Annotated in this window: 15 protein-coding genes; 12 read left to right on the top strand and 3 right to left on the bottom strand. The window is 38.7% G+C overall.

Annotation, left to right across the window (positions count from 1 at the left end):
- Nucleotides 1-41 precede the first annotated feature (41 nt).
- The 3 genes from MT489_RS21870 to MT489_RS21860 all read left to right on the top strand — a co-directional run bounded on the left by MT489_RS21870 (nucleotide 42) and on the right by MT489_RS21860 (nucleotide 6,876).
- Entirely contained in the window at nucleotides 42-893 is an 852-nt protein-coding gene (locus tag MT489_RS21870; RefSeq protein ID WP_244683699.1) for an undecaprenyl-diphosphate phosphatase, read from the top strand.
- Between the two features lie 461 nt (nucleotides 894-1,354).
- Nucleotides 1,355-3,724: a bifunctional YncE family protein/alkaline phosphatase family protein gene (locus tag MT489_RS21865; RefSeq protein WP_244683681.1), complete on the top strand. Its 2,370-nt coding sequence runs from the start codon at nucleotides 1,355-1,357 to the stop codon at nucleotides 3,722-3,724.
- Between the two features lie 53 nt (nucleotides 3,725-3,777).
- Complete coding sequence (locus MT489_RS21860; RefSeq protein ID WP_244683680.1) at nucleotides 3,778-6,876, top strand: efflux RND transporter permease subunit; 3,099 nt, start codon at nucleotides 3,778-3,780, stop codon at nucleotides 6,874-6,876.
- 157 nt (nucleotides 6,877-7,033) lie between these two features.
- Here the strand turns inward: MT489_RS21860 and MT489_RS21855 are convergent, their stop codons facing one another.
- Nucleotides 7,034-7,939 carry a dienelactone hydrolase family protein gene (locus tag MT489_RS21855; protein WP_244683679.1) on the bottom strand — a complete coding sequence of 302 codons (906 nt, stop codon included), beginning with the start codon at nucleotides 7,937-7,939 and terminating at the stop codon, nucleotides 7,034-7,036.
- A 118-nt stretch (nucleotides 7,940-8,057) separates the two neighbouring features.
- Here MT489_RS21855 and pxpB point away from each other — a divergent pair, with 118 nt between their 5' ends.
- The 3 genes from pxpB to pxpA are packed head-to-tail and all read left to right on the top strand — an operon-like array spanning nucleotide 8,058 to nucleotide 10,451.
- The gene (gene pxpB, locus MT489_RS21850) at nucleotides 8,058-8,756 is read left to right on the top strand and encodes a 5-oxoprolinase subunit PxpB (RefSeq protein ID WP_244683678.1); all 699 of its coding nucleotides are present in this window, start codon (nucleotides 8,058-8,060) and stop codon (nucleotides 8,754-8,756) included.
- Nucleotides 8,753-9,703 carry a 5-oxoprolinase subunit C family protein gene (locus tag MT489_RS21845; RefSeq protein ID WP_244683677.1) on the top strand — a complete coding sequence of 317 codons (951 nt, stop codon included), beginning with the start codon at nucleotides 8,753-8,755 and terminating at the stop codon, nucleotides 9,701-9,703. Before pxpB ends, MT489_RS21845 begins: the two co-directional genes overlap by 4 nt.
- Nucleotides 9,696-10,451, top strand: a complete 756-nt coding sequence (gene pxpA, locus MT489_RS21840) for a 5-oxoprolinase subunit PxpA (protein WP_244683676.1) — start codon at nucleotides 9,696-9,698, stop codon at nucleotides 10,449-10,451. The genes MT489_RS21845 and pxpA overlap by 8 nt, the downstream gene beginning before the upstream one ends.
- Here the strand turns inward: pxpA and MT489_RS21835 are convergent.
- Both MT489_RS21835 and MT489_RS21830 read right to left on the bottom strand, forming a co-directional pair.
- Nucleotides 10,443-10,754 carry an AzlD domain-containing protein gene (locus MT489_RS21835; protein ID WP_244683675.1) on the bottom strand — a complete coding sequence of 104 codons (312 nt, stop codon included), beginning with the start codon at nucleotides 10,752-10,754 and terminating at the stop codon, nucleotides 10,443-10,445. The genes pxpA and MT489_RS21835 overlap by 9 nt on opposite strands.
- A complete protein-coding gene (locus MT489_RS21830) occupies nucleotides 10,747-11,439 on the bottom strand; it encodes an AzlC family ABC transporter permease (protein WP_244683674.1) in 693 nt (230 codons plus the stop codon). Before MT489_RS21830 ends, MT489_RS21835 begins: the two co-directional genes overlap by 8 nt.
- A 281-nt stretch (nucleotides 11,440-11,720) precedes the next feature.
- Here MT489_RS21830 and MT489_RS21825 point away from each other — a divergent pair, with 281 nt between their 5' ends.
- The 6 genes from MT489_RS21825 to MT489_RS21800 all read left to right on the top strand — a co-directional run.
- On the top strand, nucleotides 11,721-12,155 hold the full coding sequence (locus MT489_RS21825) for a MarR family winged helix-turn-helix transcriptional regulator (RefSeq protein ID WP_244683673.1): 435 nt from the start codon (nucleotides 11,721-11,723) through the stop codon (nucleotides 12,153-12,155).
- A gap of 28 nt (nucleotides 12,156-12,183) precedes the next feature.
- Entirely contained in the window at nucleotides 12,184-12,831 is a 648-nt protein-coding gene (locus MT489_RS21820; protein WP_244683672.1) for a biotin/lipoyl-containing protein, read from the top strand.
- A gap of 9 nt (nucleotides 12,832-12,840) precedes the next feature.
- Nucleotides 12,841-14,592 carry a DHA2 family efflux MFS transporter permease subunit gene (locus MT489_RS21815; RefSeq protein ID WP_244683671.1) on the top strand — a complete coding sequence of 584 codons (1,752 nt, stop codon included), beginning with the start codon at nucleotides 12,841-12,843 and terminating at the stop codon, nucleotides 14,590-14,592.
- Between the two features lie 127 nt (nucleotides 14,593-14,719).
- The gene (locus MT489_RS21810; protein ID WP_244683670.1) at nucleotides 14,720-16,126 is read left to right on the top strand and encodes a glycoside hydrolase family 18 protein; all 1,407 of its coding nucleotides are present in this window, start codon (nucleotides 14,720-14,722) and stop codon (nucleotides 16,124-16,126) included.
- 125 nt (nucleotides 16,127-16,251) lie between these two features.
- A complete protein-coding gene (locus MT489_RS21805) occupies nucleotides 16,252-17,226 on the top strand; it encodes a ring-cleaving dioxygenase (protein WP_244683669.1) in 975 nt (324 codons plus the stop codon).
- Between the two features lie 2 nt (nucleotides 17,227-17,228).
- Nucleotides 17,229-17,512, top strand: a 284-nt coding sequence (locus tag MT489_RS21800) for an alpha/beta hydrolase (RefSeq protein WP_425311314.1), incomplete at its 3' end; no start/stop codon positions are given.

The raw sequence follows: 17,512 nt of genomic DNA, 5'->3' as shown, positions 1-17,512 counted from the left end.
AATGTAAACTTATGAATTGTAGTGAAAGTGAGGTTTGAATGATGACAGTTTGGGATATTATAGTCGCTCTAATATTAGGATTGGTAGAAGGTTTAACAGAATTTGCTCCAGTTTCTTCAACAGGTCATATGATTATTGTCGACGATATGCTGTTAAAATCAGCAGAAATACTTGGCTCTCCTGAGGTAGCGAATACATTTAAAGTTGTTATCCAACTAGGTTCCATTATGGCAGTTGTCATTGTATTTTGGTCTCGCCTTTGGAGTTTGGTAGGGATTAACATTGGCGGGGCAATGGAAAAGTCGCCATCTGAATCACGTTTAAAACTGACACATGTGATCGTAGGTCTTTTGCCAGCAGTTGTATTTGGGTTTGCTTTTGAAGATTTCATTGATACTTATTTATTTAGAATTGAAACGGTATTGCTTGCACTAATAGCTGGTTCCTTTTTGATGATTCTGGCAGACTGGAAATCTAAGCAGGCGAATCATTATGAAGGTGCTTCTTTAGACGAAATAACATATAAGCAAGCCTTTTTAATAGGATTATTCCAATGTATAGCATTATGGCCTGGCTTCTCTCGTTCAGGTGCTACCATTTCTGGTGGAGTGCTAATGGGATTGAAACACAGGGCCGCTGCCGATTTCACATTTATCATGGCTGTTCCGATCATGTTTGGGGCAAGCGCAGTTTCTTTAGTCAAAAAACTTGATTTCATGACAGCAGATGTCATTCCATTTTTTATTGTTGGTTTCGTAAGTGCGTTTGTATTTGCATGGATTTCCATTCGATTCTTCCTAGCACTTATCAGCCGAATCAAGTTGCTTCCTTTTGCAATTTATCGAATTTTACTAGCTATAGTTTTAGGGATTGTTTATTTTAGTGTGATGTAACGTAAAGAGGCGTGCCATTTTTAGAAAAGGCACGCCTCTTCATTTGTCTCGTTAATTTAAAAAATACAGTACTCCTTATAATTAGAATATGGACAGGACTTTTACCTTCTATCTAATTATAAGGTTTTTTGTGTTTCAGGAGGATTATAATCCCTTATTTGTAAAATTTCTGTTTCAAATTAATTGTTGACATTATAAATTTTTTATTTGCATCTCTAGTGCCAATCTTATAGGTTCGATGAAAAATTTGGAGTGGATACACAAAATAGGGTATCATGTCGTGATTAATTCTTCCTTATTTTTGCAAATATCCCCAATAAATCCATAAAAACAGACTATTTTCATAGGTAAATTATCGCAATATTCTTAAAAAAATCTTTACATGAACAAAACTAAATATTCATAACCAACATTTACAATTAAATTGTAGTTATTAAATTAATAGGAATGGGGTTGAAAGAATGAAAGTGAAAAAGAAACAGTTAATTGCTGCGACGCTTGCGGCCCTCACGATTACATCAACTTCAGCTTATGCTGCTGTTGAATATAATCGAACCGCAGGTCCAAACCATGGTGAACATACTGGGGTTACACCTTACAACTGGTCGTTAACTCCAGCAGGGGAACAAGTAACGCTTGGAAATTTTCCAATGGGAGCCGCACTGAGTCCCGATGGACGTTATTTCGTTGTATCAAATGGTGGACAAGGGACACAATCCTTGCAAGTAGTCGATACTACTTTAAATAAGGTTGTTCACACAATCCCTTATACATCACCTGAATCTCTTTATCTCGGTATTGTTTTCAGTCCAGATGGCAAACGTCTTTACGCTTCTGCTGGGGGAAATAACAAAATTCGTACGTTTGACTTTGTTGGCGGACAATTATCAGAAAAAGAACCTATTTCGTTAAAGGACACTCAAAATTCGAATGCATTTCCTGGCGGGATGTCTATTTCTCAAGATGGAGCATATCTCTATGTTGCTAACAATCTTGATCATTCGGTTTCTAAAATTGACGTATCAAGTCAAAAGGTCGTCAAAACTACTGCTGTTGGAAAGAATCCATATACTGCTTTTATAACGAATGACGGTAAATCCCTATATGTTACAAACTGGGGTGAAAGCAGTGTTTCTCTTCTAGATTCTGCAACTTTGGAAGTCAAGAAAACCATTCCTACCGATTTGCATCCAAATGCCATTGCAGAGAATCCTAAAACAGGGGATGTGTATATTTCAAACTCTGACGATGATACGATTTCGATTATTAATCCTAAATCTCATAAAGTAGTAGAAACAATATTGGTAAAACCAAAAAAGAACGGGCCAACAGGAAGCCAGCCTAATTCATTAGCCTTGTCAGAAGATGGACAAACATTATATGTAGCTAATGCTGGAAATAATGATATCGCTGTATTAGATGTTTCTCGTCCTAAAGCAGAGGTGAAAGGTTTAATTCCAACTGCTTGGTATCCAACAGGTGTCTATTTAAATAACAAAAAACTCTTGGTAACCAATGCAAAAGGGTTGGGTGCAGGTCCAAATGCTGAAGGACAATATGTTGGGAATATGATGAATGGCTCCCTTTCAGTGATTGATATTCCAAATCAAAGTCAATTACGCCAATATACGAAACAGGTGAACGAAAATAACACAATTAAATATAAACAGAATACGAAAGCAAATAACCCTATCCCTGTCACTCCTGAAGGGAAGTCACCTATTAAACATGTAATCTATATTATTAAGGAAAATCGAACCTACGACCAAGTATTTGGTGATTTAGAAAAAGGAAATGGGGATCCGAGCCTTACATTTTTTGGAGAAGATGTGACCCCAAATTTGCATAAATTAGCAAGGGATTTTGTCACATTTGATAATTTTTATGCGACAGCTGAAATTAGTGCACAAGGTCATAACTGGGCAACAGCTGCAAAGGCAAATGATTATACAGAAAAAACTTGGATGGCTAATTATTCTGGAAGAAATCGCAGCTATGATTGGGAAGGTGATAATGAGGCGAGTTACCCAAAGGCTGGATTTATTTGGAATAATGCTCAACGATCCGATGTAAGCTATCGAGTCTATGGAGAGTTTGTCAATTTTGATAAGAAAACAAACCAATGGGTTGCAACTGAACCTAGTATCTCTAATAACTATGATGCCAACTTCCCAGGATATAATCTCGATATTTCAGATCTTGTTCGACAAGAAGCATGGGAAAAGGAGTTTCAAGAATTTGTAAAAAATGACAACCTTCCTCAGCTTCAGATTGTTCGTCTAGGAAATGACCATACACAAGGAACAAAGCCAGGTAAGTTGTCTCCGCAGGCGATGGTTGCCCAAAATGATTATGCCGTAGGAAAACTAGTTGAGGCTGTTAGCCAATCGAAATATTGGAAAGACACAGCAATCTTTATTACAGAAGATGATGCTCAAAACGGATGGGATCATGTGGACGCACACCGTACGACATCCCTTGTCATCAGTCCATATACACAAACTGGAAAACTCGATAGTACATTTTACGATACGACATCCATGCTCCGTACGATGGAATTAATTTTAGGCATGAAACCAATGACACAATTTGATGCCTCAAGTATTCCAATGTCTAATGCCTTTACTAATAAACCTGACTTTACCCCTTATCAAGTGGAAGAACCGCGCTATCCGCTTGATGAGATAAACGCCCAAAATGCACCTGGAGCAGCACTTTCTAAAACATTGGATTTTTCTGGGGCAGATAGAGCAGATGAAGAGACATTAAACAAAGTTCTATGGAAAGCAATGATGAAGGACAAGCAAGATCAAAAGATTAAGAATAAATAAATCAGAGCCCCTTTAAAGGGGCTTTATACATAAGATTAAGGAGCTGAATAAGTATGGAAAAATTGATTTCATCTCTTAAGCAGCGTTTAGTACTATTGTTTGTCATTATTCTTTTAATTTTTGTATGGGGATGCTATTCCGCAACTCAATTAAAGAAAGAGTATCTTCCGCCAATCAACAATTCAACATTGATGGTCACTTTAAAAACATCTACCCATTCTATTGATGAAACAAAGCAGCAACTATTAAGTAAAGAAATTACGGAAAATTTAAAGGATGTGGAAGGACTTCAATCGATCGAATCTACAATATATCCACAGGGGATTTTTATCAGTTTAACTTTTCCGCAAAATATACAAATGGAAGAAACAGAAAAGTCGGTGAAAGCGGCCTTACAAAATGTAGAACTTCCCTCTAATACTAGTAAACCTGAGATAACCAAAATTAATTCAAATGCGTTTCCTTTTTTGCAGCTCAGCTTTACTTCCAAAACAGGTGAAAATGTTCAATCGATGAATACAGAAGAAATCCAAAAACAATTAGAACGGGTTTCTGGCGTTAAAAAAATTGAATCTAGAGGAAATGGGAGAACTGGATTCGTCATTACATTAGATAACAATAAGTTAATATTGAACGGTATAAAATTCGCTGATGTACAAGCAGCATTGGAAAACAAGGCGGCAAATTGGCCACAAGGAAAGGTTCAATTGAAAAATTTACAGCTTTTACTAAACGCTGAAGGTTCAGCAGACAATCAAATTGAATTAGACAACCTTGTTGTGAAAAAAGAAAATGGCCGAACCGTATTCTTAAAAGATGTAGGAACCATCGAAAAGAGTTTTATTCAAATGGAAACGATCGCAAGAACAAACGCGAAGCCAAGTGTTTTATTAAGTCTCTATCATACTTCTTCTGCTGATATTACAAAGGTAAGTGAAAATGTAATGACGGAATTAATGAAAATCCAATCCTCTCGTCCAGATGTTGAGACGAAAGTACTGGTTAACCAAGGGGAAACGATCTCCCAGGCGATTAATGATTTGTGGAAGGAAGGGGCATTAGGTTCTTTATTTTCAATGCTTTGTGTTTTCTTCTTTTTCCGAGAATGGCGATCCACAGTTGCGATTATCTTAACACTCCCTATCTGTTTTCTTACGACGGTTTCCATTTTGTTGTGGATGGATATTTCCTTAAATCTACTTACAGTTTCAGGTCTTATTGTTTCAATGGGAAGGGTTGTAGATGATTCGATTGTTGTGCTGGACAATATGTATCGTAAAATCGAGAAAAATGGAAAATATTCATTATCTGTCCTGAGCAGCGCAGTGAAAGAAATGATTCCAGCCGTTGTTTCTTCCACCTTAACGACGATTGCCGTCTATTTGCCGCTTACGATGACAGGCACGATGGTCGGGGATGCATTTTTTGGATTTGCTTGGACTGTGACGATATCATTATTGTGTTCTTTACTTGTTTCATTGCTATTATTGCCTCCATATGCTGCCTACTCATGGGAAAGAGGTTTTACTTCAAAAGCACAAAAAATAGAAGAATGGTATAAACCGATTCTTGAAAGGTTATGGTTAAAACGTTCAATTTGGTTCATAGGCTTATGTGTCGTATTACTTCTTTCAATCGGAGGTGCTTTATTCACACCAGTCAATGTCTTACCGCGTTCCAACGCCAAAGATGTAAATATCCAAATCGAGGCTGCGGAAGGGGCAACGATTGACCAGATTAATGGAGAAGTGAGAGAATTGGAATCTTTATTAATGAAAAATGAAGATATTCAAACTTTTACATCGTCCATTGGATCATCTTTTACCCCCACTTTTGATGATGTATTTGACCAAGCAGGCGGATGGATTGAACAACCGAATTTAGCGAATGTTTACGTAACACCAAAACAAGGAGTCGACATGAATGGTCTCATAAGTGAAATAAAGGAAGAAATAAAAAGATTATCGACTTCGTCCATCATTACTGTTTCCAATCAACAAATAGCAGGGGATGATTCCCGGGTGCGTTTGGTTCTTTCGGGGAGCGATCAAAATGAATTAATTAAGACTGCCGGGATTTTGAAAAGCAAATTGCAGAATATCGGAGGGTTACAAATTTATGGAGAAGGGGAACAAGGGGAGCAAGTGAGGTTTACTGTAGAACTCAATGAGGAAAAAATATCTTCGCTAGGATTAGATAAAGAAGTCGTTTTAACGAAAGTAGAATCTTTGCTGAATAAACAAGAAAATTTGCAAATAAACAATAGTGGGATTGTTACCCCCATTCTTCTTCACAAGCCATCAGATGTTTCCCTTACGTTTAACCAAGTTGGGGATCCAAATCAAGAGCTATTGTTACAAATCGGAAGGCTTCCGTTTAAAGATATGAAAGGAAAAAACATTGCGCTTTATGATATAGCCAATTTAAATGTTAGTCGCTACACAACCATCAGTGAAAAGGACGGGCAGCCCATTGCCATTGTAACGGGGAATATTCTAACCAAGGATATTGGCGGGGTTACAAAAAAAATTAAAAAAATGATTGATGGATTAGATATGCCAAAAGGAATAGAAGTTCAGTTCGGGGGCATTCCACTGCAAGTTCAGCAGATGATTTGGTCGATTGGCTTTGGGGCGGTCATTTCAATATTGCTTGTTTTAATCATAGTAACAACTGTATTTAAAGGAATACGAGGACCTGTAGCCGTTCTTTCTTCACTACCTTTTGCCTTAATTGGATCAGTGACTTTCCTGTTTCTTTTCCGTCAATCCTGGAATTTAGGTGCATTAGCAGGGCTCATTATGCTGATTGGAATTGCCACAACTAATGGAATCGTCTTAGTCGATAGACTGGAACGTTTGAGAGAATCAGGAGAGGACTTATATACCACTGTGATAAAAGGAACGGCCAGTCGGGTGCGACCTGTTTTAATGACAGCAGCAACAACCGTATTCACTTTATTGCCGCTAGCCTTTTTTGGGCAAAACGATACGTTAATTTCCCAATCTTTAGGATTAGTTGTAGTCGGAGGATTGATTACATCCACATTAAGCAGTCTTTTCATTGTACCTGTCATTTATTATTGGCTATGGAATGGAGCTGCAAAAACTCGATTAGTGGATTCTATGCCACATAAATTAGAATCAATTTGAAAGTTCTTACGAGTACACCGGAAATTGATAAATGTTTTTAGAAAATTTCCACCTGGTCAAAATTTTTTGACCAGGTCTCCGTTTATTAATTGAAGCTATTATACTTCCATTAGAAGTAATTCTACTTCATTTAGGAGAGTGCTGAAAGAAGGACTTTTTATAACCACTTTTTCAAAAACTCCTTCACTTCATACCTCATATCCGCAGTTTCAAAATGACCAATATTATAACGGAGCAGCTTCCACGCTTCCGGTACACCTTGCTCTTTGTATATATTTTTTAAATTTTCATCTATGATATCAAGCCCTTTAGGTGGAGTTAATCGATCATAGTTTCCAGCAAGACTTAAATGAGGACGTGGCGCTATTAAAGCATTAATCTCTGATGTTGTAAAATGGTTGAGCAATTTCGGAACGTAATAATAGATTCCATGTCCTTCAAGCCCACGACTCTCTATTAATGACTGGAAATCGCATAAGCCACATAAATCAACACATACTTTTATTCGAGGTTCTAGTGCTGCTAACCACCATGACATCGTACTTCCCATCGAAATTCCCATTGTACCAATTCTATTGTTGTCAACATCAGAACGGGATATAGCGTAGTCTACCGCTCGCAAACTATCAAAGACCATTTTTCCCCACATCACTTGACCTTTCCATAGCATTTCCTTAAATATTTCGCCTTCCGTCCTCCCTCTTCTTTGCCCGAATCCCCAAGCATCAATACTAAGAACAGCGTACCCCATCCTTGTTAACACTTCCGCATAGGGGGGATTTTGCAAATAAACATTACCCTTTATCAGTTCCTCCTTCCCTTTTTCATAAAAGCCGCCATGCGAATGATTAAATATAATGGCAGGAAACGGGCCATCCCCTTCCGTTGGTCGTGCGAAATAAGCAGGTACCGGTTCCTCCCCATTTAAATCTAGAAGCCATTCTTCTAATATGTAATGCGTCAATTGCTCTTCTTTTAGTTTTTTTGATGAAATTGGTTTCGTTCGTGAAGGAAGATCACCAAGCAACTCGTATAGTTCTTCCCGACGTTTTTCCATTGTCATCTGAATCATCTCCTATGTTAGAATTTGAAATAAAGGTATATAAAAGGTTCGGCAAACAAACCCTGAAGTCCTGCATTTAATCAGGGTCATTCAATGTTCGAAAGTAGGTGCACTAAAATTGAATCATATATCTTTTTCCCCATTAGGCGATAGCGCTATAGTTATTGAATTCGGGGAAAACATTAATTTAGAAACAAATAATAGAATCCTGGAAATGAATCAAGCTATTACGAATCAGCCATTTCTAGGATTTATAGAAGCTGTTCCTGCGTATACGACATTAACTTGTTTTTACGACCCTGTATGTGTCGGGACTGGTTTTCCCTATGAAACTGTAAAAAAGGAACTTGAACAGAGAGTTTACAGTCTATCTACATTCAATAAGCGTAACGAAAAAATTATAGATATTCCTGTATGCTATGAGAACGATTATTCGATGGATATAGAGTACGTCGCCTCCTATAATGGATTAACTAAAAAAGAAGTCATCCACTTTCATAGTGAGACATTATACCATGTATATTTTCTAGGCTTTGCTCCGGGATTCCCATTTCTAGGCGGCATGAATGAAAAAATCGCAACGCCACGTCGACCTGCTCCACGATTAAAAGTACCAAAAGGTGCGGTCGGAATAGCCGGAAAGCAAACAGGTGTCTACCCTTTTGAAAGCCCTGGAGGCTGGCAAATCATCGGTAGAACACCACTAGAACTTTTCAATCCTGACAGGACACCACCATCCTTGCTTTTACCAGGAGATAAAGTTCGCTTTACTCCTATCAGCAAACAAGAATTTGATTTACTGGAGGGTAAACAATGACCCTTAAAATCATAAAAAGTGGAGCATATACAACGTTACAGGATCTTGGAAGAAATGGTTGGCAAGCTTTCGGAGTTCCTGTAGGCGGCGCGATGGATAGAAAGGCTGCCCGTCTTGCAAACATTCTCCTTGGCAACGACGAAAATGAAGCAGTTCTGGAAATGACTCTTGCTGGTCCAACGATTCAATTTGATGAAAGTGCAATCATTGCGATATTTGGCGCGAACATGTCACCAAAACGAAACGGAAAGGCTGTTGAACCTAGAAAGCCTATCCTTGTGAGCAAAGGGGATGTTGTTACATTTGGCGCCGCTAAGTCAGGGGTAAGAACGTATTTAGCAGTTAAAGGAGGATTTTCTCACCCTGCAATTCTTGGAAGTAAAAGCACAAATGCTAGGGCTAACATGGGACGACCTTTACAAGCTGGAGATGTTATTCCTTTTAAACATGCGTTTTCTTTTAAGCATTTTTCATGGGGATTATCATATAAACTTGAAACTTATATAAACGATAAAGAAATGTCTATTCGTTTCGTTAAAGGACGCCAATATGATTTTTTTGAGAAGAAAGATTTTCCAAAGTCAAAATATGAGGTTGGCTCAAGCTCGGATCGCATGGGGTATCGTCTAACAGGTCCTAAACTTCATTCAAATCAAAAAGTTGAACTGATAACGGAAGGAACGACCTTTGGCTCGATTCAAGTACCTCCAAATGGAGAGCCGATCATTTTAATGGCAGACCGGCAACCAACAGGCGGATATCCTAAAATTGGTGAAGTGATAAGCTGCGACCTTCCAAGATTAAGTCAAATCCGTCCTGGAGAACTACTTCGTTTCAAAGAGATTTCGTTAAAAAAAGCACAGCAACTATTAATCGCACAAGAAAAAGAACTTAAGGAAATAAAGGCTGCCTGCCAGGTAAAATGGAGGGATTTTAAAGATGTATAAGGTAGATTTGAACTGTGATTTGGGCGAAAGTTTCGGGAATTATACATTGGGTAATGACAAAGAAATCATGCGCTATATTTCATCAGCTAATATTGCTTGTGGTTTTCATGCCGGTGATCCTGCGACTATGAATAAAACAGTTAAATTGGCGATTGAAAGCGGAGTGAGTATTGGAGCCCACCCAGGGTTTCCTGACCTCCAAGGATTCGGACGAAGGAACATGTCTATCACTCCACGAGAAGCTTATGAAATGGTTTTATATCAAATCGGTGCTTTAGGCGCTTTCGTAAAAGCACAAGGCGGTACTTTACATCATGTGAAGCCGCATGGCGCTTTATATAATATGACCGCAGTTGATGAAAATCTTGCAACAGCCATAGCAGAAGCTGTTTATCATTTTGACCCACAACTCATCTTATATGGATTAGCTGGCAGCTCTCTCATTTATGCAGGAGAAAAAATAGGACTTGCAACTGCGAGCGAAGTGTTTGCTGATCGTACGTACCAAAACGATGGAACCCTTACCCCAAGATCAAATCCAAACGCTCTTATTTCTAATACAGGTACAGCTATTTCCCAAGTCGTCAAAATGGTGAAGGAACAAAAAGTCACTTCTATAGATGGAAAAAACATCAGCATTAAGGCAGATACCATATGTATTCATGGAGACGGGGCACAGGCGTTGCAGTTTGCAAAAAAAATCCATGAAGTTTTTGCTATTGAGAAGATTTCTATAGCATTAGAATAGAAAACGAACTACTAATCCAATCATCACGCCAATTACGACTGAAGGCAGGAACAATTTCGTTAGTTTAATAGTAATAGCAGTGGCAAGGCATGCAGCTAAAACAGGTAGAGAAATAACGATTTCCTCATTTGTCGTCATAAAAATTTGTTTCACTATCAAGGCAGTCATTATAGCAATCGGAACGTAACTAAAATACAAACGTAGAGTGGGATTCATTTCATTTCCCGCCATGACGCTTACACCAACTATCCTTGATAAAAAGGTAGAAACTGCTAGTAAACCGATAAGGAGCCAGCTATGCAATTTCGTTCCTCCTTCCTATATAAAGCCCGACTAACGGAGAAACCATTCCAGTAATGATTATCGTCAAGTCATTACCCGGTGCATAATATTCGAGTCCCCACGCAATTATTGCTGCGGCAAGTGCTGTAGCAATAATTGGCTTCCCTTTTAATGAAGGAATGAGAAGGGCTGTAAAAGTAACTGGAAACGCCAAGTCCAGTCCCCATTTTATCGGATCAAACTGCCCACCAAGAAACGCACCAAGATAGGAAGATAAAATCCATGCGAAATAAAATGTCGCAATCACAATCCCAAAATAAAGCGGATCAGGTCCAAATCTTTTAAACCTGGCACTTGCTAAAACAAAGGATTCATCGGATACACCAAAAGACAATAAGCATCTCCATTTCCTTTTAGCAGAAGAAAGACCTTCAGCAAGAGCAGCCCCGTATAATAAATTACGCAAATTTAATAATAAAGTAGTCAAAAAAATACTCGTTAGCGTTGCGCCACCTGCCAACATTGCGACCGTCACTAATTGGACGGAACCCGAGAAGACAAAAATGGACATGGCCACTGTACTCCATATATTTAAATCAGCTTGAGTTGCAAGGACCCCATACGATAATCCATATGCTGCAATGGCAATTGCTAATGGTAAAGCTTGCATAAATCCCACTTTTACCGTACTTATGGTTTCTTTCACATTACTTGGCTCCTTCCATATAAAAGCAAGAAAGCGATATCTGAAATAGTTATTTATATTATAACCTGACTTTTACAGTTGAAATGAAGAAAACAGCCTTAAACCCGTATATATTCAGGATTTTCAGCTGTTTTTTAAATCATTATCTCGACGCTCAAAAAGGACCAAGAAAGTTTAGATGACTATAATAATAACTTGACACATAGTAATGATGCGAGTAATATATTTCGCATGCGAATTATTAGGGTTGGAATTAACTGAAAAGGGAAAGGAGAAACATAGTGAAAAATGCCTTTAATAACGAGATTTTAAATTCTTTTTCAAATATAAATAAAATGCTTTATAAGTTGTCTAAAATCGATGCAGAGCATAACGGTTTAACAGTTCCACAGCTCAAAACATTATACAAAGTTTCTTCCAGTCCAAATATAGGGCTTGTTGAGTTAGCGGAATACCTGAAGCTAACGAATAGCACGGTAAGTGGGGTTGTAGATCGACTAGTCCAGCAAGAACTTTTAGAACGCCATACCCCCTCTCATGATCGTCGTGCCATTACCATTCGACTATCAAAAAAAGGCGAAGAAAAGTTGGAACAAGTTGTGGAAAGTGAATCTTTGTTAGTTAAAAAACTTAATGAAATTGCAAAACTGCCAAAAAAGGACATTGAACAGCTATTAAGTATACATGAACAAATATTAACTATACTAAAACAATAAGTTGCCAGTTCAGGGAGGAATAAACATCATGAACGCAAAACGAATGATTCTGTTAAACGTATTTTTACTTGTCATCCTCGTAGGAGGAGGATTTGCCGGGTACTATTACTATAATCAAAAAGCAATCTATTTGAAGACAAACAATGCTCAAATTGCTGGACAGCAAGTAAATATCGCTTCCCCTGTGAACGGGCAATTAATAGATTGGAAAGTAAAAACAGGTGATTCCTTTAATAAAGGCGATACTCTTGGAAAAGTAGAAATGAACAGCGATCAAGGTCGCATAGAGATGGATATTAAAGCTCCTACCGATGGCACAATCGTTCGCAACAACGCAGTGAAAAATACAATCGTAGGTGCTGGTATCCCGCTTGCAATCAGTTATGACTTTAATAACCTTTGGGTAACGGCCAATGTTGAAGAAACAGATCTTAAGGATATTAAAATTGGTCAAGATGTTGATATTTATGTAGATGCTTATCCGAATACAACATTATACGGCACAGTTGATGAAATTGGACTTGCTACCGCAGGAACTTTTTCACTTTTGCCATCCAGTAATGCAACAGGGAACTATACGAAAGAAACGCAAGTCATTCCTATAAAAATAAATATAGAAGCTTATGCGGAAAAATTGATTCCTGGCATGAATGTAACTGTGCGAATTCATAAGTAGGTGATAAACATGTCGATATACATCGCAGGTTATATTCTTATTTCCATTCTTCTGCTAGTTGTTGTTAATTTCATGGTACTCAAAAGGGATAGGAAGCCGTCGAGTATTCAAAAGAACAATCCGAAATTAGATCTCGATGAAACAGATAGTCAAGCTGCATTGACAGCAGCCCTTGCTGAAAGTGACCCTGATCAGAAAGAATCGGATCCAAAACCAAAAAGCACAATAGACCCAGCTCGATTTGAACATCAGCGTGGAAAAATTGTTATGGCTATGATGCTCGGAGCTTTCGTTGCTATTTTAAACCAAACATTACTAAATGTAGCAATTCCACATATCATGAATGACTTAAGCATTTCCGCAAGCACTGTACAATGGCTATCAACAGGTTACATGCTTACGAATGGAATTTTCATTCCAATCACTGCTTTTTTAATAGCTAGACTCGGCACAAGGAAACTATTCCTATCAGCCGTATCAGCTTTTACAGTAGGTTCGATTATTTGTTCAATTTCAACCTCCTTTTCCCTCCTCATGTTAGGGAGAGTTGTACAGGCTGCCGGTGCCGGAATCATCATGCCGTTATTGATGACCGTCTTCTTAACCATTTATCCTAAGGAAAAGCGTGGTGCGGCAATGGGATTGTTCGGCGTTGCCATTCTTTTTGCACCTGCAATCGGACCTACCTTATCGGGTTGGTTAATTGGTCATTATTCTTGGAGGATTCTTTTTGATATAGTAATTCCTTTCGGGATATTTGCTTTAATATTAGCGTTCTTCTGGATGGTTGATGTTACAGAAATTACAAAACCTAAATTTGATACGTATGGATTTATTTTCTCGACAATCGGCTTAGGTTTTTTGCTTTACGGCTTTAGTGAAGCAGGGAATCATGGTTGGAATAGCACAGTCGTTGTCGTAACCCTTATTATTGGTATTCTCGGTTTAATAGCCTTCATCTGGCGTGAATTAACGACAGATGAACCAATGCTAGAGCTTCGTGTTTTTAAATATGATATTTTCGCATTGACTACCGTTATTGGGTCAATCATCAATATGGCTATGTTTGCTGCTATGCTCTTGCTGCCAATATATTTGCAAAATATTCGTGGGTTTTCTGCCTTGGATTCCGGCTTATTAATGCTCCCAGGTGCAATCGTCATGGCGATCATGATGCCGATATCAGGTAGGCTCTTTGATAAGATGGGCGCACGGTGGTTGGCTGTCTTCGGTCTCATGATAACAGTTATTACAACATGGCAATTCACGACATTATCCACGACCACTTCTTACGGTTTCATCATGTTCTTATATGTAATGCGCATGTTCGGCATGTCCTTTTTATCTATGACAGTGACGACTGAAGGTATGAACCAGCTTCCAACAAGACTTGCAGGCCATGGTACATCTGCTTCTAATACGGCTAGGACTGTTGCTGGAAGTATCGGAACGGCGTTTCTTATTACAGTCATGACAACAAGAAGCGCCTTCCATACGGCAAACTATTCAAATGTGATTGCGACTACAAATCCCTATATAGCTAATAAAATTACAGAACTCGGAACTGGTCTCTCTGCAATCGCTGGAATTCCTGTTAATCAGGGACAGGGTCTTGCAACATCCTTGATATATGGAGAAGCAGTAAAGAAAGCAACAATAAGTGGAATTAATGATGCATTCGTAGTTGCAACTGGTATTGCAGCAGTTGCATTATTACTAGCATTCTTTATTAAAAGGGCAAAGCCTTCCATCAATGAATAAAGATTCTATCAACCCCCCCCTTTTCATGTGAAGAGGGGTTTTAATGTTGGATACATCCTTTCTTTTCTAGTCTCTCATTGATTTTCCAAGCATACATTAGTCATATGACCAGATTAGGGGTGGTACTATGATTATTGATGTCGTTCAAAAAGGAGATACGTTATGGAGTATTGCTAATCGGTATGGAAGCACTGTCCAAAGCATTGCAACTGCAAATCAATTACCGAATCCTAATAAGCTATTAGTAGGTCAGTCACTTGTCATTCCAATTAGCGCAACGCAACATGTTGTCCGTAGTGGAGAAACACTTTGGCAAATAGCACAAAGATACGGTGTTCCCATTCAATCCATCATTCAAATTAACCAATTGACACATCCTTCAATGATTAATGTTGGAATAGAGCTTATCATTCCTGCCAGGACGTACGCGGTTCAAGCAGGAGATACTTTAGCCACAATTGCTCAACGCTTTGGAACGACTGTCCGCGAAATCATGCGTGCTAATCAATTAACACAGACAACTATTTTTATTGGGACTCGATTAATAATTCCATTTTCGAAACCTGTAATTGACGTAAATGCCTATATCATTAATATGGGGGAAACGGGAGGAAGAGAGGTTCGTGAAGTCGGTGAACATTTAACGTATATGTCCCCTTTTGGCTATATTATGCAAGCAGACGGAAGCCTTTCATCTATAAGGGACGAACAAGCCATCCAAGCGGCAAAGGAAACTAATGTCGCTCCTATAATGTGCATTACTAACTTTACTTTCCAAGACCCAGGAACGACTCTAGCTCATACCATTCTATCAAACACACAGCTCCAAGAACGGCTTCTTACTAATGTCATCAATATTATGAAAGCAAAAGGTTATAGAGGATTGAATATTGATTTTGAAAATGTTCGCCAAACTGATCGTGAACTTTATAACCAATTTTTACAGCGTGCAGTCAATAGACTTCATCCTTTAGGCTACTTTGTTTCAACTGCATTAGCACCCAAAACAAGCAGTGAACAAAAGGGATTGTTATATGAAGCTCACGATTATGCTGCGCACGGAAGAATTGTCGATTTTGTCGTACTCATGACATATGAATGGGGATACCGTTTTGGTCCACCACAGGCAATTTCTCCCCTCAATCAAATTAGACGAGTGATTGATTACGCTGTGACCGTTATTCCAAGGAATAAAATATTCATGGGATTCCAGCTATATGCGCGGGATTGGCTCCTTCCTCATGTGAAAGGTCAAGAAGCCGAGACTTTTGATATGCAAGAAGCAATCCGACGTGCGGACAAATATAATGCAACGATTCAATACGATCGCATTTCTCAAACGCCTTTTTATCGATATACTGATGAACAAGGGAGACAGCATGAAGTATGGTTTGAGGATGCCCGGAGTGCTCAAGCTAAGTTTGAACTAGTAAAAGACTATCGTCTACGTGGAATTAGTTATTGGGTGCTCGGTTATCCATTCCCACAAAATTGGCTTTTGCTCGAGAATAATTTTATCGTTCGGAAAGTGTAAAGCCGAGACATATAGTTTCGGCTTTTTATATCATTATATACTTACAAAATGTAAGTTACTTATAATTGACTAGTATTATTTATTGTTATACAATTAACTTAACCACTTATTAGGAGGGTTTATACATGCAACTTAAAGGAATTCATCACGTTTCTGCTATGACAGCAAATGCTAAGTTAAACGTAGATTTTTATACAAAAGTACTAGGAATGAGACTCGTTAAAAAAACTGTTAATCAGGATGATACATCTGTTTATCACCTTTTTTACGGTGATGAAAGAGGTAATCCAGGAACCGAATTGACCTTTTTTGAAATTCCAAATGCTGCACGTAATCATGAAGGAGTCAGCAGTATTTCTGCTCTATCCCTGCGAGTGAAAGATGATGGAGCATTACATTATTGGGCTAAACGCTTTGAGGAACTTGGTGTTGAGCACGAAGAAATAAAAGAACGCGCAGGTCGGGCAACATTGGCTTTTCAAGATCCAGAAGGTCAACGTCTTATTCTAGTATCGGATGAGAATAATGTTGGAGTCGCCGCCGGGGTTCCTTGGGAAAAAAGCGTCGTGCCCCGTGAGCATGGGATAACAGGACTAGGTCCGGTTAAATTAACAGTCCGAATGGCTGAACCGACAGCCATTGTTTTAACCGAATTACTTGGATTTAGAAAAGCTAGTCAGTATGCTTCCCCAGTCCCTGGACAACCAGATATTATCGTATTTGAAACAGGAGAAGGCGGAAGCGGAGCCGAGGTACACTTAGAAGAAAGAAGCGATTTGCCTCCAGAAAGATTAGGTCGAGGCGGCGTTCATCACGTAGCTTTCCGCGTTGAGGATGAAGAAGAATTACGTGAATGGATTACGCGCATACGCTCTGCAAGATTTCCGAATTCTGGGTTTGTCGACCGTTTTTACTTCCGCTCACTTTACTTTAGAGAACCAAACGGCATTTTATTTGAACTTGCTACAGATGGACCAGGCTTTGATACAGACGAGCATATCGATCACTTAGGAGAATCACTTGCTCTACCTCCATTTTTAGAGCCACAAAGAGAGCAAATTGAAGCTAAGCTAAAACCATTAAATACAACGGAGGATTGAAAATGAATCATATTTTTCAGAAGGGACATGATTCTCAAGCCCCTACCCTCCTTCTCCTCCATGGAACGGGCGGGACAGAACACGATTTAATCAATATTGGAAAAATGATTTCTCCAAACTCCTCTCTTCTTGGAGTTAGGGGCAATGTGCTTGAAAATGGGATGCCGCGCTTCTTCCGCCGACTAGCTGAAGGTGTTTTTGATGAAGAGGATTTAGTTTTACGCACAGAAGAACTAAAACAATTTATTGATGATAGTGCAAAGGAATATCAATTTGATCGCAATAA

The sequence above is a fragment of the Lederbergia wuyishanensis genome (genome assembly GCF_022900255.1).
Taxonomy (GTDB): domain Bacteria; phylum Bacillota; class Bacilli; order Bacillales; family Bacillaceae_C; genus Lederbergia; species Lederbergia wuyishanensis.
The sequence above is the reverse complement of the archived record's forward strand: the minus strand, read 5'-3'. Positions and strand labels throughout refer to the sequence as shown.

Excerpts from the sequence above, each read along its gene's own strand:
- MT489_RS21845 (WP_244683677.1), top strand. The coding sequence starts at position 8,753 with ATGACCCTTAAAATCATAAAAAGTGGAGCATATACAACGTTACAGGAT.
- MT489_RS21870 (WP_244683699.1), top strand. The coding sequence starts at position 42 with ATGACAGTTTGGGATATTATAGTCGCTCTAATATTAGGATTGGTAGAA.
- MT489_RS21810 (WP_244683670.1), top strand. The coding sequence starts at position 14,720 with ATGATTATTGATGTCGTTCAAAAAGGAGATACGTTATGGAGTATTGCT.
- MT489_RS21855 (WP_244683679.1), bottom strand. The coding sequence starts at position 7,939 with ATGACAATGGAAAAACGTCGGGAAGAACTATACGAGTTGCTTGGTGAT.
- pxpA (WP_244683676.1), top strand. The coding sequence starts at position 9,696 with ATGTATAAGGTAGATTTGAACTGTGATTTGGGCGAAAGTTTCGGGAAT.
- MT489_RS21820 (WP_244683672.1), top strand. The coding sequence starts at position 12,184 with ATGAACGCAAAACGAATGATTCTGTTAAACGTATTTTTACTTGTCATC.
- MT489_RS21865 (WP_244683681.1), top strand. The coding sequence starts at position 1,355 with ATGAAAGTGAAAAAGAAACAGTTAATTGCTGCGACGCTTGCGGCCCTC.
- MT489_RS21805 (WP_244683669.1), top strand. The coding sequence starts at position 16,252 with ATGCAACTTAAAGGAATTCATCACGTTTCTGCTATGACAGCAAATGCT.
- MT489_RS21860 (WP_244683680.1), top strand. The coding sequence starts at position 3,778 with ATGGAAAAATTGATTTCATCTCTTAAGCAGCGTTTAGTACTATTGTTT.
- MT489_RS21815 (WP_244683671.1), top strand. The coding sequence starts at position 12,841 with ATGTCGATATACATCGCAGGTTATATTCTTATTTCCATTCTTCTGCTA.